16 protein-coding genes are annotated in these 13221 nt (G+C 62.3%); 14 read left to right on the top strand and 2 right to left on the bottom strand.

Translation table 11 applies throughout. The features are described from left to right. Positions 1-214 precede the first annotated feature (214 nt). The 4 genes from EC912_RS08435 (at position 215) to EC912_RS08420 (ending at position 3888) form a co-directional block, all read left to right on the top strand. Positions 215-1954 (top strand): DUF885 domain-containing protein, encoded by a 1740-nt coding sequence (locus EC912_RS08435; protein ID WP_132142768.1) that lies wholly within the window; start codon positions 215-217, stop codon positions 1952-1954. 108 nt (positions 1955-2062) lie between these two features. Continuing rightward, on the top strand, positions 2063-2467 hold the full coding sequence (locus tag EC912_RS08430) for an MbcA/ParS/Xre antitoxin family protein (RefSeq protein ID WP_132142766.1): 405 nt from the start codon (positions 2063-2065) through the stop codon (positions 2465-2467). Next, the gene (locus tag EC912_RS08425) at positions 2464-3150 is read left to right on the top strand and encodes an RES family NAD+ phosphorylase (protein WP_132142764.1); all 687 of its coding nucleotides are present in this window, start codon (positions 2464-2466) and stop codon (positions 3148-3150) included. Before EC912_RS08430 ends, EC912_RS08425 begins: the two co-directional genes overlap by 4 nt. A gap of 30 nt (positions 3151-3180) precedes the next feature. Next, complete coding sequence (locus EC912_RS08420; protein WP_132142762.1) at positions 3181-3888, top strand: SGNH/GDSL hydrolase family protein; 708 nt, start codon at positions 3181-3183, stop codon at positions 3886-3888. A 917-nt stretch (positions 3889-4805) separates the two neighbouring features. Here the strand turns inward: EC912_RS08420 and EC912_RS08415 are convergent. Together EC912_RS08415 and phhA are read right to left on the bottom strand one after the other, a co-directional pair. Further along, a complete protein-coding gene (locus EC912_RS08415; protein WP_132142760.1) occupies positions 4806-5051 on the bottom strand; it encodes a hypothetical protein in 246 nt (81 codons plus the stop codon). Between the two features lie 73 nt (positions 5052-5124). Further along, on the bottom strand, positions 5125-6012 hold the full coding sequence (phhA, locus tag EC912_RS08410; RefSeq protein ID WP_132142758.1) for a phenylalanine 4-monooxygenase: 888 nt from the start codon (positions 6010-6012) through the stop codon (positions 5125-5127). 138 nt (positions 6013-6150) lie between these two features. Here phhA and EC912_RS08405 point away from each other — a divergent pair, with 138 nt between their 5' ends. The 10 genes from EC912_RS08405 to EC912_RS08360 all read left to right on the top strand — a co-directional run bounded on the left by EC912_RS08405 (position 6151) and on the right by EC912_RS08360 (position 13215). After that, the gene (locus EC912_RS08405; protein ID WP_132142756.1) at positions 6151-6627 is read left to right on the top strand and encodes an Lrp/AsnC family transcriptional regulator; all 477 of its coding nucleotides are present in this window, start codon (positions 6151-6153) and stop codon (positions 6625-6627) included. Positions 6628-6733: 106 nt separating this feature from the next. Then, positions 6734-7534, top strand: coding sequence for a lysophospholipid acyltransferase family protein (locus EC912_RS08400; protein WP_132142754.1), 801 nt, complete (start codon positions 6734-6736; stop codon positions 7532-7534). Continuing rightward, positions 7531-8541 (top strand): YheT family hydrolase, encoded by a 1011-nt coding sequence (locus EC912_RS08395; protein ID WP_132142752.1) that lies wholly within the window; start codon positions 7531-7533, stop codon positions 8539-8541. Before EC912_RS08400 ends, EC912_RS08395 begins: the two co-directional genes overlap by 4 nt. A gap of 107 nt (positions 8542-8648) precedes the next feature. Next, positions 8649-9737, top strand: coding sequence for a PQQ-dependent sugar dehydrogenase (locus tag EC912_RS08390; RefSeq protein ID WP_132142750.1), 1089 nt, complete (start codon positions 8649-8651; stop codon positions 9735-9737). Positions 9738-9748: 11 nt separating this feature from the next. After that, positions 9749-10372: a YbhB/YbcL family Raf kinase inhibitor-like protein gene (locus EC912_RS08385; protein WP_132142748.1), complete on the top strand. Its 624-nt coding sequence runs from the start codon at positions 9749-9751 to the stop codon at positions 10370-10372. Positions 10373-10530: 158 nt separating this feature from the next. After that, entirely contained in the window at positions 10531-10689 is a 159-nt protein-coding gene (locus EC912_RS08380) for a DUF1328 domain-containing protein (protein WP_132142746.1), read from the top strand. Positions 10690-10846: 157 nt separating this feature from the next. Then, positions 10847-11236 carry a DUF883 family protein gene (locus tag EC912_RS08375; protein WP_243649194.1) on the top strand — a complete coding sequence of 130 codons (390 nt, stop codon included), beginning with the start codon at positions 10847-10849 and terminating at the stop codon, positions 11234-11236. A 35-nt stretch (positions 11237-11271) separates the two neighbouring features. Next, entirely contained in the window at positions 11272-11754 is a 483-nt protein-coding gene (locus EC912_RS08370; protein ID WP_132142744.1) for a phage holin family protein, read from the top strand. Positions 11755-11806: 52 nt separating this feature from the next. Then, positions 11807-12055, top strand: coding sequence for a hypothetical protein (locus EC912_RS08365; protein ID WP_207906792.1), 249 nt, complete (start codon positions 11807-11809; stop codon positions 12053-12055). Continuing rightward, entirely contained in the window at positions 12052-13215 is a 1164-nt protein-coding gene (locus EC912_RS08360) for an AI-2E family transporter (protein ID WP_132142742.1), read from the top strand. The genes EC912_RS08365 and EC912_RS08360 overlap by 4 nt, the downstream gene beginning before the upstream one ends. Positions 13216-13221 lie beyond the last annotated feature (6 nt).

The following is a 13221-nucleotide window of genomic DNA, read 5'->3' as shown; positions in this document are numbered from 1 at the left end:
ACGGCACCTCGGCGGGAAAAAGCCCGGCCAAGGTGTAACCCATGTCCTGGCACACCTGTTACCTATGTCCTGGGTCCATACACGCACGCCGGAATGACGGAAAGGGTATGGGTGTGTTGCCAGTTTCCTGGCCGGCACCTCTGACCTTCGGCACCCCCATACCCTTCCCATGAATGCGATCATCGACCGTTCCCCCGATAGACCCGGATAACGCATGAACCGTTGGACCCAAGGCCTGCTCCTGGCCGCCCTGGCGACCGGCGCCGTACACGCCGAACAACCCGTCGCGACGCCCGCCGATGCCGCTTTCCGAACGATCTACACCACCGAATGGGCGTGGCGTAACGGGCAGGCAGGTATCCAGACTTCCGGCGAGTCCCAGCCGGGTTCCGGTCGTCTCGACCAGGTCGATGCCGCCAGCCAGCAGCGCAAACTGGCGTACTGGACCGACGTGATGGCCAGGCTGGACCGTATCGACCCGAAGACGCTGAGCGACAGCGCGCAGATCGACTACGCCATCTATCGCGAACAGATCGGCAATTTCATCGCCACCCAGCGTTTCGGCCAGTGGCAGATGCCGTTCAACAGCGACTCGGCCTTCTGGTCCGACATCGGCTACCAGCTGGGCGGCGACCGGCTGCGCACGCGCGACGACTACCGCCGCTACGTCGACCGCCTCGGCGATATTCCGTCGTTCGTCGATCAGGAAATCGCCAACATGCGCCTGGGTCTGGCGCGTGGCTTTACCGTGCCGCGCGAAGTCCTGGCGGGTCGCGACGTCTCCATCGCCGCTGTCGCCGATCTGAAATCGCCCGAGGCCAGCGCGCTTTACCAGCCGCTCACCACGATTCCCGCCAGCATGCCCGCCGCCGACGCCGAGAAGCTTCGGGCCGACGCGCGCCGGGTCATCTCAGGGCGCGTCGTGCCGGCCTACGCGAAGCTGCTGCGCTTCTTCCGCGAGGAATACGTGCCGCATGCGCGCTCCACCCTGGCTGCCGAAGCGCTGCCGGACGGCAAGGCTTACTACCAGCAGCAGATTCGCGAATACACGACGCTGGAACTGACGCCCGACGAGATCCACGCGATCGGTCTGCGCGAGGTCGCGAAGATCCACGCCGAGATGCTGTCCACCATGGCCGAAACCGGCTTCAAGGGCAGCTTCCCCGACTTCCTGGCGTTCCTTCGCAGCGATCCCCAGTTCTACGCGAAAACGCCGGACGAACTGCTGATGCGTACGGCCTGGGTCGCCAAGCAGGTCGATGCCAAGCTGGGCCACTACTTCGGTCTGCTGCCGCGCCAGCGCTTCGCTATCGAGCCCGTGCCGGCGGACATCGCGCCGTATTACACATCGGGCCGCGGCGGTCCGGACGTCTATCTGGTCAACACCTACGACCTGCCGTCGCGACCGCTGTTCAACATGCCCGCCCTCACGCTGCACGAATCCATGCCAGGCCATGCGCTGCAACTGTCGCTCAGCAACGAACAGACGGGTCTGCCGGCCTTCCGTCGCGATGGCTATATTTCCGCCTATGGCGAGGGCTGGGCGCTGTACAGCGAGTACCTGGGCAAGGAGATGGGGATTTACCACACCCCCTACGAACGCTTCGGCTACCTCACGTACCAGATGTGGCGCGCCTGCCGGCTCGTCGTGGACACGGGCATCCATCATCTTGGCTGGACGCGTCAGCAGGCTATCGACTATCTCGCATCGAACACGGCCCTGAGCCAGCGCGAGATCGCCAATGAGGTCGATCGCTATATCAGCTGGCCCGGTCAGGCGCTTTCCTACGAATTGGGCTATCTGAAGATCCTCGAACTGCGCCAGCGCGCCGAGAGCCAGCTGGGCGAGAAGTTCGACCTGCGGGCGTTCCACGACACCGTGCTGGCGCTTGGGTCCGTACCCTTGCCAGTGCTGGAGAAACACGTCGACGCCTGGATCGCGTCCCGCCGGTAGCGTGAGCCCGGACACGGAACGAAACGGCTCGAGGACCTAGGATACGGTTCACACACGAACTTTCTCTGTGGAGTATGATCCTTCATAACTTCACAGGGAAACCTCGCGATGCACGCAGTCGTCCACGGTGAAACCCTTCCCGCCATTGCTGAACTCGGCGGACCCGCGCTCCGGGCGTTCTTCGCGCTGGCGGAGCGTTGGGACCTTCGGGTCGCGGAGCAGCGTACGCTGCTGGGCGACCCGCCCGAGTCGACGTTCTACAAGTGGAAGCGCCAGCAGGACGGCACGCCGTCGCGCGACGTGATCGAACGCATCAGCTACCTGCTCGGTATCTATAAGGACTTGCAGATCCTCTTCCCCGATCACGAGCAGGCCGACGCCTGGGTCCGCAAGCCGAACGACGCGGCACTTTTCGGCGGACAAGCCGCGCTGGAACGCATGCTTTCCGGCAACGTGGCCGATCTCTACGTCGTGCGCCAATACCTGGACGCCCAACGCGGCTGGAACGGATGAGCGAGTTGCCGCCGGTCCGGCGCATCCGCTGGAGCCACGCATGGCGCATCGTTCCCAGCCGCTTTCCGCCGGTGGGGGTATTCGATCGCATCGCCAATCCCGCCGACATCGATGCGGTACTTGCCGTCGAATCGATGACCAATCCGCGCCTGCGCGAAGAAATGGGCGCGCTCCGTCTGGTCCCGCCCGAGCGTCGCGTATCGGGACAGGGCACCACGCCGATCATGGCCGCGTTCGCTCATATCAATCCGGAAGGCAGTCGTTTCTCGGACGGCCATTGGGGCGTGTTCTACGCCGCGCACAGTCTTGCCACGGCGATCGAGGAAACGGTGTTTCACCGGCAGAACTTCCTCGCCGCGACCCACGAACCGCCGACCGATACCGAGATGCGTTGCTACACCATGGCGATCGGAGGCCGTTTGCACGACATGCGCGGCGGCTGGCCCGAAGCGCACGATCCGGACAGCTACGTGCTCAGCGCCGCACTTGCGCGCGAACTGCGTGCCGCGGGTTCCAACGGCATCGTTTACGACAGCGTGCGTCACACCGGTGGCGAATGCATCGCCGCGTTTTATCCCGACCTGATATCGCCCTGCGTCCAGGCCGAGCATCTTATCTATCGCTGGGATGGCACGCGGATTTCGGCGGTGCTGAAAGTGCAGGCCGTGGATCGGGGCAAATAACGACATGCCATCTCTTGCGAAAGGTAACCGATGAAACGAATCGCGCTTCTCTTCGCGGCCCTGGTCCTGGCCGCACCCGTCTTCGCCAAGGGCCCCGATCACAGCCGTTGGGAACCCGATATCCGTGCGTTCGAAATGCAGGATCGCGCACAACCGCCCGTCCCCGGTGCCGTTTTGTTTGTCGGCAGTTCGTCGATCCGCATGTGGACCAGCCTCTCCGCCGATTTCCCGGCATTCCGCGTGGTCAACCGTGGCTTCGGCGGTTCGGATCTCGATGACTCCACGGCGTTTGCCGCGCGGATCGTGGCTCCCTATCGCCCCGGCGCCATCGTTATATATGCCGGCGACAACGATCTGATGAACGGCGACTCGCCCGAGCAGGTGCGCGACGACTTCGCGGACTTCGTGGCGCGCGTTCGCAAGGATCAGCCGCAGGTTCCCATCGCCTTCATCTCTATCAAGCCAAGCGTTTCGCGGCGCGCGTTGCTCGACAAGATATTGAAGTCGAACGAACTTATTCGCGAATGGGCGTCCAGACAGAAGGACGTCTCTTTCCTCGACATCGTTCCGGGCATGGTCGACGGACAAGGCGAACCCCGACCGGAACTCTTCATCGCGGACGGCCTCCATATGAATTCGAAAGGATATGCACTATGGACCGCGACGGTGGAGCCATGGCTCGAACAGCATGCAAAATCGGCCGAAATTAAACGAATGCCAAAGACGACGGGTCGGTGATACGGGAACTTCACGGTCGAGGGACTATCTAAGTACTCGATCGCTGCGAAGCGACCTGCTGGCAACCGTGGTTTGTTATTAATCGGTTGTCCCGGGTTCCGCTAGTTCCCCTGCTAGCCCGAACCCGACGCGACCCCGGTATTTCCTCCCCTGGATGCCGGGGTTTATTTTTGTCCGGACTCTGACTTGCGTACGAGCCATTGAACGTGGACGTCTGCAATGTCGTCGTAGCGAATGAGAAATTTCTTAAGAAATATTTAGATTGCGTTCGCTTGCGAGCCGTGTACGCAATTCAAAAATATGTCGGTGTGCTCGACATGGTCGCAATCCTGAACGAATGCCATCAATCGACATCGCGCGTCGTTGAACTTCGTCCCCGGTGCCTCATCTAAGTATTCGATCGCTGCGACAGCGACCTGTTGGCAACCGGCGTTTTTTGTTACCGGTTGTCCCGGGTCCCGCTAGTTCCCCTGCTAGCCTGGATCCGACGCAACCCCGGCATTTCCTCCCCTGGATGCCGGGGTTCATTTTTTGTATCGCCTGAAACTTTTTTGCATGCGCTTGCGATATTCGATATTTGCGTTGAACTTCCAGACGACGACCCCATCTAAGTTAGTGATCGCCGCGAGGGCGACCTGTTGGTAACCGGGAGCTTTCATTAGCCGGTTGCCCCGGGTCCCGCTAGTTCCCCTGCTAGATTCGGACCCGATGTAACCCCGGCAGCTCATCCCCTGGCTGCCGGGGTTTTTGTTTTTTCCGGGCACGAAAAAGCGAGCCCATGTAGGAGCTCGCTTGCGAGCGAAAGCCAAAGCCCGTAGATCGGGCTCGCGGAGGTGAGCATCCGTCTTCCTCGCCCTGTTGGCTTTCGCCCGCAAGCGGGCTCCTACAGGAAGCGGGAATTCGTCGTGCTTGAGGTTTTACGCAGTCTTACCCGCGTACGGCTTGATCGACGTGTCGAAAGCGCGCCAGACGCCGTCGATGCCCTCGATGTTCAACACTACGACCGACGAGGTCTGCGTGGCGGCTTCGAGGCGGCGGGCCTCGGTAACGGCGCATTCGAGCGCGTCGTCCCGCGAACAGAATTCCCCATACTCCGACTCGTTCTTCTGCAGCAGCCAGAGACCGGGACCAACGGATTCGTAGGGGATGTCGAAGACGACCACGGTAATCTCGGGATGAGTGGGGAGGTGGGCTCATCCTACGAGGCGGCTTGTTAGGCCGCCGTTGAGATGGGATTCAGTTGTCGGCGTTCGTTGCCCAGCCCTCGCGGGTGCCCCGGGTGAAAACGCGATCCGTGCTCAGGATATCGCCGGCCGTGGCGGGAGCCCGGTCCGCCAGACGGTTGTAGATGGGCGTGAAATCCGGACGCGTGGCGTCGAACAGCTGCTCGAAACTGTCGATGACGAAGTAGGTCTGCTGGTAAGTATCGATGCGGTAGCGCGTACTCATGACGCGCTCCAGGTCGAACCCGATGCGGTTCGGCGAGGCCGAATCGATCGAGTAGATCGACTCGCCCTTGGAGCTGACGATGCCGGCGCCGTAGATCCGCATGCCCGCATCCGTCCGGATCAGGCCGAACTCGACGGTGTACCAGTACAGCCGCGTCAGGTTCATGAGGGCATCCGGCCCGATGGCGTACGCCTTCATGCCGCCCTTGCCGTAGGCCTCCATGTAGTCGGCGAAAACAGGGTTCAGCAGCAGCGGCACGTGACCGAACAGGTCGTGGAACAGATCGGGCTCGGAAAGGTAGTCGAGCTGGTCAGGCTTGCGGATCCACCAGCTGACCGGGAAACGGCGGTGCGCCAGGTGATCGAAGAAGACTTCGTCGGGCAGCAGGCCTTCCACGGCGACCACTTCCCAACCCGTGGCCGCGCGGAGTACCCGGTTCAGATCGTCGAAACGCGGAATGCCGCCATCGCCCAGGCCGAAACGCGCCACGCCGTCGAGAAATTCCTGGCAGGCATAGCCCGGCAGCAGTTCGCGCTGGCGGCGGTACAGCGTGTCCCAGACCTCATGATCGGTTTTTGAGTAGCTCGACCACGGTTGCTCCACGGTCCCCGTGGCATACACAGGCACATAACCACGATCGGTCTGTTGATGTTCGACGCGACGAGGGGTGTCCATGGAAGCCTCCTTAAAGACCGTTCTTGCGGTGAGGTCACAAGCGTAGTCGCAATGCTGCGCAAGAAGCTTGCTTTGTTGCATTGAAAGGGTGACTGTGTGCAACAGTCGTGCGTGTGAATGGGGAGGCGGACAATAATCATGCAAGACCATGCCATGGATCGTATCGACCTCCGCATTCTGGCCGCCCTTCAGAACGACGGGCGCATGACCAATTCGGACCTGGCCCAGGTGGTCAACCTGTCGGCGTCGGCCTGTTTGCGCCGGGTCCAGCGCCTGGAATCGGATGGCGTCATCGGCGGATATGGCGCCCGGGTCAACCCACAGGCAGTGGGTCTGGGCCTGCAGGCTTTCGTCAGGGTGCAGCTCGCTAAGCACGACGGCGGCTCGATCGAAGGGTTCGTCGTTCGCGTCCAGGACTGGGACGAGGTGGTCGCATGCCATGCCCTGACCGGCGACATGGACTACCTGCTGCACGTCTATGTGGCTGATCTGGAGGGGTTCTCCCGTTTCCTTCTGGACAAGTTGCTGAACGCGGCCGGCGTCGCCGACGTCAACACGAGTTTTGTCCTTCGTACCGTCAAGGAATCCGGAAATCTGCCGCTTGGAGCCGCTTGAGCATGATTTTCGCCCCTCGGATAGCACGGGTTATCGCAATGCGTCTTAAGAAATTCCTTACTTCCCCTAGCGACGAAGCGCGGGCATCGTTACTCTTGTACGCTTGATGGAAGCCGCATCCGACACCCTGCCGTCCCGCGACCGACTACGTCCGCTCCGTTATCTGTGGCGGGTGCCGTTGCTGTTGCTGCATATCGTGTTCGGAATTCTGATTTGTGCCCTGATCCTTAGCTGGGCCGGCGGCGTGATGCGTAACGGTCGCGAGCCGTTTGCCCACCGCACGATCCGCTTCTGGTCGACCGGGCTGCTGCGCGTCTTCGGTTTCCGCAGCCGTCGCTACGGCACCTCGCTTTCGGATCCGGTCCTGTTCGTCGCCAACCACACCTCGTGGCTGGACATCGAGCTGATGCACACCCAGCGCGCCGCCTGCTTCGTCGCCAAGGCCGAGATCGCGAACTGGCCGCTGGTCGGCTGGATGGCTGCACGCGGCGGTACCATTTTCCATCGTCGCGGCAACAATCACTCGCTGACCTCGGTCATGTCGGTCATGGTCGAGCGCCTTCGCGCCGGCCGGTCGGTCGCTGTTTTTCCCGAAGGCGGCACGGGTCATAACGGCGTGCTGCGCGTCTTCCATGCCCGCATCTTCCAGGCCGCGCTCGATGCCGAGGTGCCGGTCCAGCCCGTTGCGCTGCGCTTCGCGCGCGATGGCCACCGTCTGATCGATATCGGTTTCCGCGAAGGCGAAAGCTTCCTGGCGAATATCATCCGTTTGCTGGGCGAGGCGCCGCTGGACGCGGAAGTGCATTTCCTCGAGCCGGTACCGGCCTCGCCCGATGCCCGTCGCCGCATGGCCGAGAGCTCGCGTGAACGCATCGCCGCCGCCCTGGGCTCCGATACCTCGGCATGAGCCTACCCAGTGGCACCGACTTCCGCCCGTCGTGGCCGCTGCGCAGCGGTCACCTGCAGACCATGCTCTCGTCCAGCGGTGTGCGCCGCCAGCTGCTGCCGCGTCGTGCGCAGCAGGTACGCGAGGGCGCCGAAGACGTGCTGGTGGATGTCGGTAACGGCGATCGTCTGAGCGGTAAATTCACCGCCCAGCGCACCGGCGAACCGTCCAAAGGCCTGGCCGTACTCTTCCATGGCTGGGAAGGCAGCGTCGATTCCACCTATGTCCTCCAGACCGGAAGCCGGCTTCTCGAGGAAGGCTGGGACATCTTCCGTCTCAATTTTCGCGACCACGGCGAAAGCCATGCGTTGAACGAAGCATTGTTCCACTCGTGCCGCATCGACGAGGTCGTGATCGCGTTGCGCGAAATCGCGCGCATGTACCCTGCGCGGCCGATGGCGCTGGCCGGATTCTCGCTGGGCGGAAACTTCGCACTGCGGGCCGCCATGCACGCGACCGCGCACGACATACCGCTTTCCTACGTGCTGGCGGTGTGTCCGATCATCGATCCGGCGGAAGGCCTGCTCTCGCTCGAAGAGTCGGCGCCATGGATTTATCGCGCTTACTTCATGAACAAGTGGCGTCGTTCGCTGCGGCTTAAGCAGGAAGCGTTTCCCACGCGCGAATACTTCGAGTTGACCGAGCTGAGGCAGAGCATGAGCGAACTGACCCGTTCGCTCGTGCTGCGGCACACCGATTTCGGTTCGCTGGAAGCGTATCTCGATGGCTATTCGGTAGCCGGCGACCGGCTGCAGGACATGAAAGTACCGGCCACGATCCTCACCTCGCGCGACGATCCGGTCATTCCGGTCGCGGCATTCGAACAGCTGCGCCTGCCGTCCAATATCGAACTGGACATCGCCGACTACGGCGGCCACTGCGGTTTTATCCGCGACTTCGGCATGACCAGCTTCACCGACGACTATATCGCGGCCCGTTTCGCGGCCGTAGCCGCCGCGCATACCTGACCTTCGCGTCCGGGCACCTAATCTCATAAGCCGGATACGACGGAAGGGCCATGCCGACGCCGCCGCCGTGAAGTACGCTTCCGTTTCCCCCACACGGAGCACAACCCATGCGCCTTGTCCTGACGCTTGCCCTTGGCCTGCTCGCGAGCCCCGCTTTCGCGGCGACGCCTCCGCTGGACACGCTGAAACTGCCCCCCGGATTCAAAATCACGGTCTTCACCGATCAGGTGCCCAACGCCCGCGAAATGGCCGTTGGCGCGAAAGGGACCGTCTTCGTCGGATCGCGCGACGTGGGCAGGGTTTATGCGCTGACCGACACCCGTGGCGACGGCAAGGACGTCAAGGTGCGAACGATCGCGACGGGGCTTCAGCTGCCTGTCGGCGTGGCGTTCCACAATGGCGATCTTTACGTGTCGGCGGTGAGCAAGATCGTCGTCTTGCGCGACATCGAGAATCATCTCGACGCCCCGCCCAAACCTGAAACGATCTACGACAAGCTTCCCACCGAAACGCATCACGGCTGGCGCTTCATCGCTTTCGGCCCGGACAACAAGCTTTATGTGCCCATCGGCGCGCCCTGCAACATCTGCGATCGCGACGGTTTTGCGAAGCTCACCCGCATGAATCCGGACGGCACGGGTATCGAAGACGTGGCGCACGGTATCCGCAACACGGTCGGCTTCACCTGGCGGCCGAGCGACAAGTCGCTATGGTTTACCGACAACGGGCGCGACGAAATGGGCGACGACATGCCCAGCGACGAACTCAATCGCATCACCAAGCCTGGCGAACACTTCGGTTTTCCCTATTGCCACCAGGGCGACACGCTCGATCCGGAATTCGGCAAGGGTAAGTCCTGCAAGGATTACACCCCGCCCGTCTATAAGCTGGGTCCGCACGTCGCCTCGCTGGGCCTGCGCTTCTATGAAGGAAAAATGTTCCCGGCCTCCTATCGCGGCGCGTTGATCGTCGCGTTGCACGGCTCGTGGAACCGGACGCAGAAATCGGGTTATCGCGTGATGGTCGCGCGTCTCAACGGCAACAAGGTCGTGAGCTACGAGCCGCTGATCGACGGGTTCCTCAAGGACGAAAAAGTGTCCGGACGGCCCGCCGACGTTCAGCCGCTGGCCGACGGCAGCCTGCTTGTCAGCGACGATCTGAATGGCGCGATTTATCGCGTGACGTATTCGAAGTAAGGAGCACATCCATGCAGGTACACAGCGACAGTTTCCAGAACGGCAAGGCCATTCCGGCGCGCTATGCGCTCATGACCCTCGGCAGCCCCGTGCTTCCGTCGGACAACGCGACGCCCCATCTGGCGTGGACGGAAGTGCCGACGACGGCGCGCTCGTTCGTCATTGCGTGCATCGATACCGACGTGCCCACGAAACCCGACGACGTCAATGTCGAAGGACGCACCGTATCGGCTGCGCTTAAGCGTGGAGAATTCGTGCACTGGCTCATGGCCAATATTCCGGAAGAGTGCCGCGAGCTGGGTGACGGCGCGTGCGGCGAAGGCATTGTTCCGCGCGGAAAGAAAGATCCGGTGGGACCGCCCGGCTCCGTGCAGGGATTGAACGACTACACGGGATGGTTCAAGGGCGACAAGGATATGGAAGGCCATTACCACGGCTACGACGGCCCCTGTCCGCCGTGGAACGATTCCATCGTCCATCACTATCACTTCCATGTTTACGCGCTGGATGTCGCTACCGTTCCGCTTGAAAAGGGCTTTTCCCTGGCCGAGCTGCGGTCGGCGATCGAAGGTCACGTCGTCGACAAGGCCGTCATCACGGGTACCTACAGTCTCAATCCGAAGGTCAAGGCGTGACGACGAAGTGAAGTGACGTCGACAGCCTGAATGTTCTAAAAGCGGTGATCGCCGTGCGCCTGCGCATTCACATCAAATGCGCAGCGCGCGGTACTAAATGACAGGGCGCCTTGCGACATTCTTCGTCAGGCGAACCGGCACCCTTTCGGAGAACCGTCATGCTGCACTACGCCCTCGTGTTCCTCGTTATCGCGATCATTGCCGCTGTACTCGGCTTTGGCGGCATTGCCGGCACGGCCACCGGTATTGCCAAGATTCTGTTCGTGGTGTTCCTTATCCTTGCCATCATTTCGTTCTTCCGCGGTCGAAGTGTGTGACGTCCGGCTGGGCCGCGGTTCGCCGGCGTGCCCTTGAACGATGCGCGGCGGGCGAGTCTCCCGGATCGCCCGCCGCGCGACTGTCGGTACCGCGCAGTTACTTCCGCGTCACCTCGAAACCCATAAGCTGTCAAACCCGTCACCGGAGAATCGCGTTATGAATAAGCCCGTCGAATCCGCCGCCAATGCAGCGAACGCCGCCGCCAACTCCATTACGGCCGCCGAGCGCATCGAAGCTCGCGCCGAGCGCGTGAAACAGGCTACGTCCGAAGCGGTCGAACATACGAAAGACGCCGTCGACCGGGCCGCGGACAAGGTAGAAACGGGTTTGCACCATGCGACCGACAAGGCTGCGCACGGCGCCACCCGCGCCGCGGAAAAAGCCGAGGAAGTAAAGCTGCGCGGCCAGGAAGCCTATGGCGATGCCCTGGACCATGCGAACGACTGGCTCGATACGGCACGCGAATACGTTCGCGAAAAGCCGGTACAGTCGGTGGCCATCGCACTCGTGGCGGGCTGGCTCGCCGGCCGCATCCTGCGTAGCTGATTCATCGATGCTGGCCTAAGGTCCAGGGGAAGGGCATGCTCGAAGACGGTCCCGACGGAAATACCAACGATCCGGATTTCGGTGCCGAAGGCGCCGGTCCCGCGGCTGGTTCCAGGCTCAAGCGTCCGGAGTGGGTCGACGATCTGACGCGGCTCGGTGCCGGACTGAAGCATCTTTTTTCGGCGCAACTGGGACTGCTTCGGGCGGAAATCGGGTTGGCGCGTCACGGCATCGTGCTGATGCTGTTCATGGGCCTGGCGGCCATCGTGTTCGCGGTGGCGCTTGGTTTCACCCTGCTGGCGCTGGCCGGCTGGGGCCTCGCGCAATGGTTCGGCTCGTGGGCGTGGGCGCTTACCGTGCTGGCGCTGCTGCAACTGGTCCTGCTGGTCGCCGCCATACTGGTATTCCGCCGCTGCATGCACTGGCTTACTCTTCCCGCGACGCGAGCCGAACTGGCCACGCTGGCGAAAGACGCGCTAAAGCAGGGCCGTGCGGACGGCGAGAGCGAAGGGGATTGAGGCAATGGGTATTTTCAGCAGCATGGCAGCGGTCGGGGAGGCACGAGCCCGTATGGCTGCCGCACGCATCGAAACCACGGAACCCGCCGCCGCCCTCATCGCGAAGGGATACGAGTATCCGCTGACGGTCATGGGCATGGCGGCCGGCGCGGGTTTCCTGCTCAGCAACGTCAACGTCAATCCGCTCGCCGTACCCGGCGTCAGCGGCCTGATCACGGGTGGTGCGTCCAGCATTATCGGTCAGGTTGTTTCGCTGGCAGCCGGCAGCATTTTCAATGGAGCTGGTGACACCGATCCATGAGCGACACCCACAGTCCGCTGCCTACACCTCTTCCGTCAACCGCGGCTCCCGGTATTGCCATTGCCACTATTTCGGCACCGTCGCGTCGCGTGCGCGGAAGCAGCCGAAGCACGCGCCGCATTTCGCGCCATCTGCAGGCAATTCGCATATCCCTTACCGGCATGATTCTCCTGGCGATGGTATTTACCGTCACCATCGGAAAATCGTTGCTGATTCCCTTGGTGCTCGCCGCGTTCATCGGGCTGGCGCTCAATCCGATTGTCGCCACGGCGGCACGTTTCCGCATACCGCGCTGGTTGGCCGCGTGGGTCGTCATGTTCGCGCTGGGCGGTGCGCTGGCGAGCGGTATCGGCATGATCGCGACGCCCGCGATGAACTGGTTCCATCAGGCGCCCGAGGCGATCCGCACGTTCGCGCCAAAGATCAAGCCGATGACCCAGCAGCTCGAAGCCGCGAGCAGGGCGACGCAGAACCTCGTCAGCGGATCGGCGGCGCGCGTCGTGGCCCCCGGTAACCCGGCGATGTCGTTCACTGCATGGGACGTCGTTTCCTCGGCACCCAAAGTACTCGCCAGCGTTCTCACCGTTGCACTGCTGGTGTTCTTCTTCCTGGTATACGGAGACGAGATACTTCGGCGTGCCGTCGAGATATCGCCGACGTTCGCGCACAAGCGACATACGGTCTCGATCGTGCGCAGCATTCAGGAAGAAGTGTCGAGCTATCTGCTGCTGACAGCCTCGATCAACATTGGTCTGGGCCTGATAACCGCATGCATGCTCTGGGCGTACGACGTGCCCGATCCGTTGCTGTGGGGCACCGTGGCGATGGTTGCCAACTTCATTCCCTACGTCGGTGCCATCACGACAACGACGATCCTCGCGATCGTCGGTATTCTGCATTTCCAGGAACTCGGTCCAGCCTTGCTGCCTGCTCTGACCTTCGCCGGTATTACCGCCGTCGAAGGCAACCTGATCACGCCGATGCTGCAAGGTCGGCGCATGCGTTTGTCGCCCGTCGCCATCCTGCTGTGGTTGTTGATCTGGGGTTGGCTATGGGGCATTCCGGGTGCGTTGCTCGCCGTGCCGATGCTGACATGTACCAAACTCATCACCGCCAAGCTGCGCGGGTGGACGTGGTTCGCGCACCTGATCCAGCGCTGATCCGAT

Source organism: Luteibacter rhizovicinus (assembly GCF_004342265.1).
GTDB lineage: Bacteria > Pseudomonadota > Gammaproteobacteria > Xanthomonadales > Rhodanobacteraceae > Luteibacter > Luteibacter rhizovicinus_B.
The sequence above is the reverse complement of the archived record's forward strand: the minus strand, read 5'-3'. Positions and strand labels throughout refer to the sequence as shown.

Coding starts and splice junctions, on each gene's coding strand:
- EC912_RS08425 (WP_132142764.1), top strand. CDS start 2,464: ATGAGCGAGTTGCCGCCGGTCCGGCGCATCCGCTGGAGCCACGCATGG.
- phhA (WP_132142758.1), bottom strand. CDS start 6,012: ATGGACACCCCTCGTCGCGTCGAACATCAACAGACCGATCGTGGTTAT.
- EC912_RS08430 (WP_132142766.1), top strand. CDS start 2,063: ATGCACGCAGTCGTCCACGGTGAAACCCTTCCCGCCATTGCTGAACTC.
- EC912_RS08400 (WP_132142754.1), top strand. CDS start 6,734: ATGGAAGCCGCATCCGACACCCTGCCGTCCCGCGACCGACTACGTCCG.
- EC912_RS08370 (WP_132142744.1), top strand. CDS start 11,272: ATGCTCGAAGACGGTCCCGACGGAAATACCAACGATCCGGATTTCGGT.
- EC912_RS08365 (WP_207906792.1), top strand. CDS start 11,807: ATGGCTGCCGCACGCATCGAAACCACGGAACCCGCCGCCGCCCTCATC.
- EC912_RS08435 (WP_132142768.1), top strand. CDS start 215: ATGAACCGTTGGACCCAAGGCCTGCTCCTGGCCGCCCTGGCGACCGGC.
- EC912_RS08380 (WP_132142746.1), top strand. CDS start 10,531: ATGCTGCACTACGCCCTCGTGTTCCTCGTTATCGCGATCATTGCCGCT.
- EC912_RS08375 (WP_243649194.1), top strand. CDS start 10,847: ATGAATAAGCCCGTCGAATCCGCCGCCAATGCAGCGAACGCCGCCGCC.
- EC912_RS08360 (WP_132142742.1), top strand. CDS start 12,052: ATGAGCGACACCCACAGTCCGCTGCCTACACCTCTTCCGTCAACCGCG.
- EC912_RS08395 (WP_132142752.1), top strand. CDS start 7,531: ATGAGCCTACCCAGTGGCACCGACTTCCGCCCGTCGTGGCCGCTGCGC.
- EC912_RS08420 (WP_132142762.1), top strand. CDS start 3,181: ATGAAACGAATCGCGCTTCTCTTCGCGGCCCTGGTCCTGGCCGCACCC.
- EC912_RS08405 (WP_132142756.1), top strand. CDS start 6,151: ATGCAAGACCATGCCATGGATCGTATCGACCTCCGCATTCTGGCCGCC.
- EC912_RS08385 (WP_132142748.1), top strand. CDS start 9,749: ATGCAGGTACACAGCGACAGTTTCCAGAACGGCAAGGCCATTCCGGCG.
- EC912_RS08390 (WP_132142750.1), top strand. CDS start 8,649: ATGCGCCTTGTCCTGACGCTTGCCCTTGGCCTGCTCGCGAGCCCCGCT.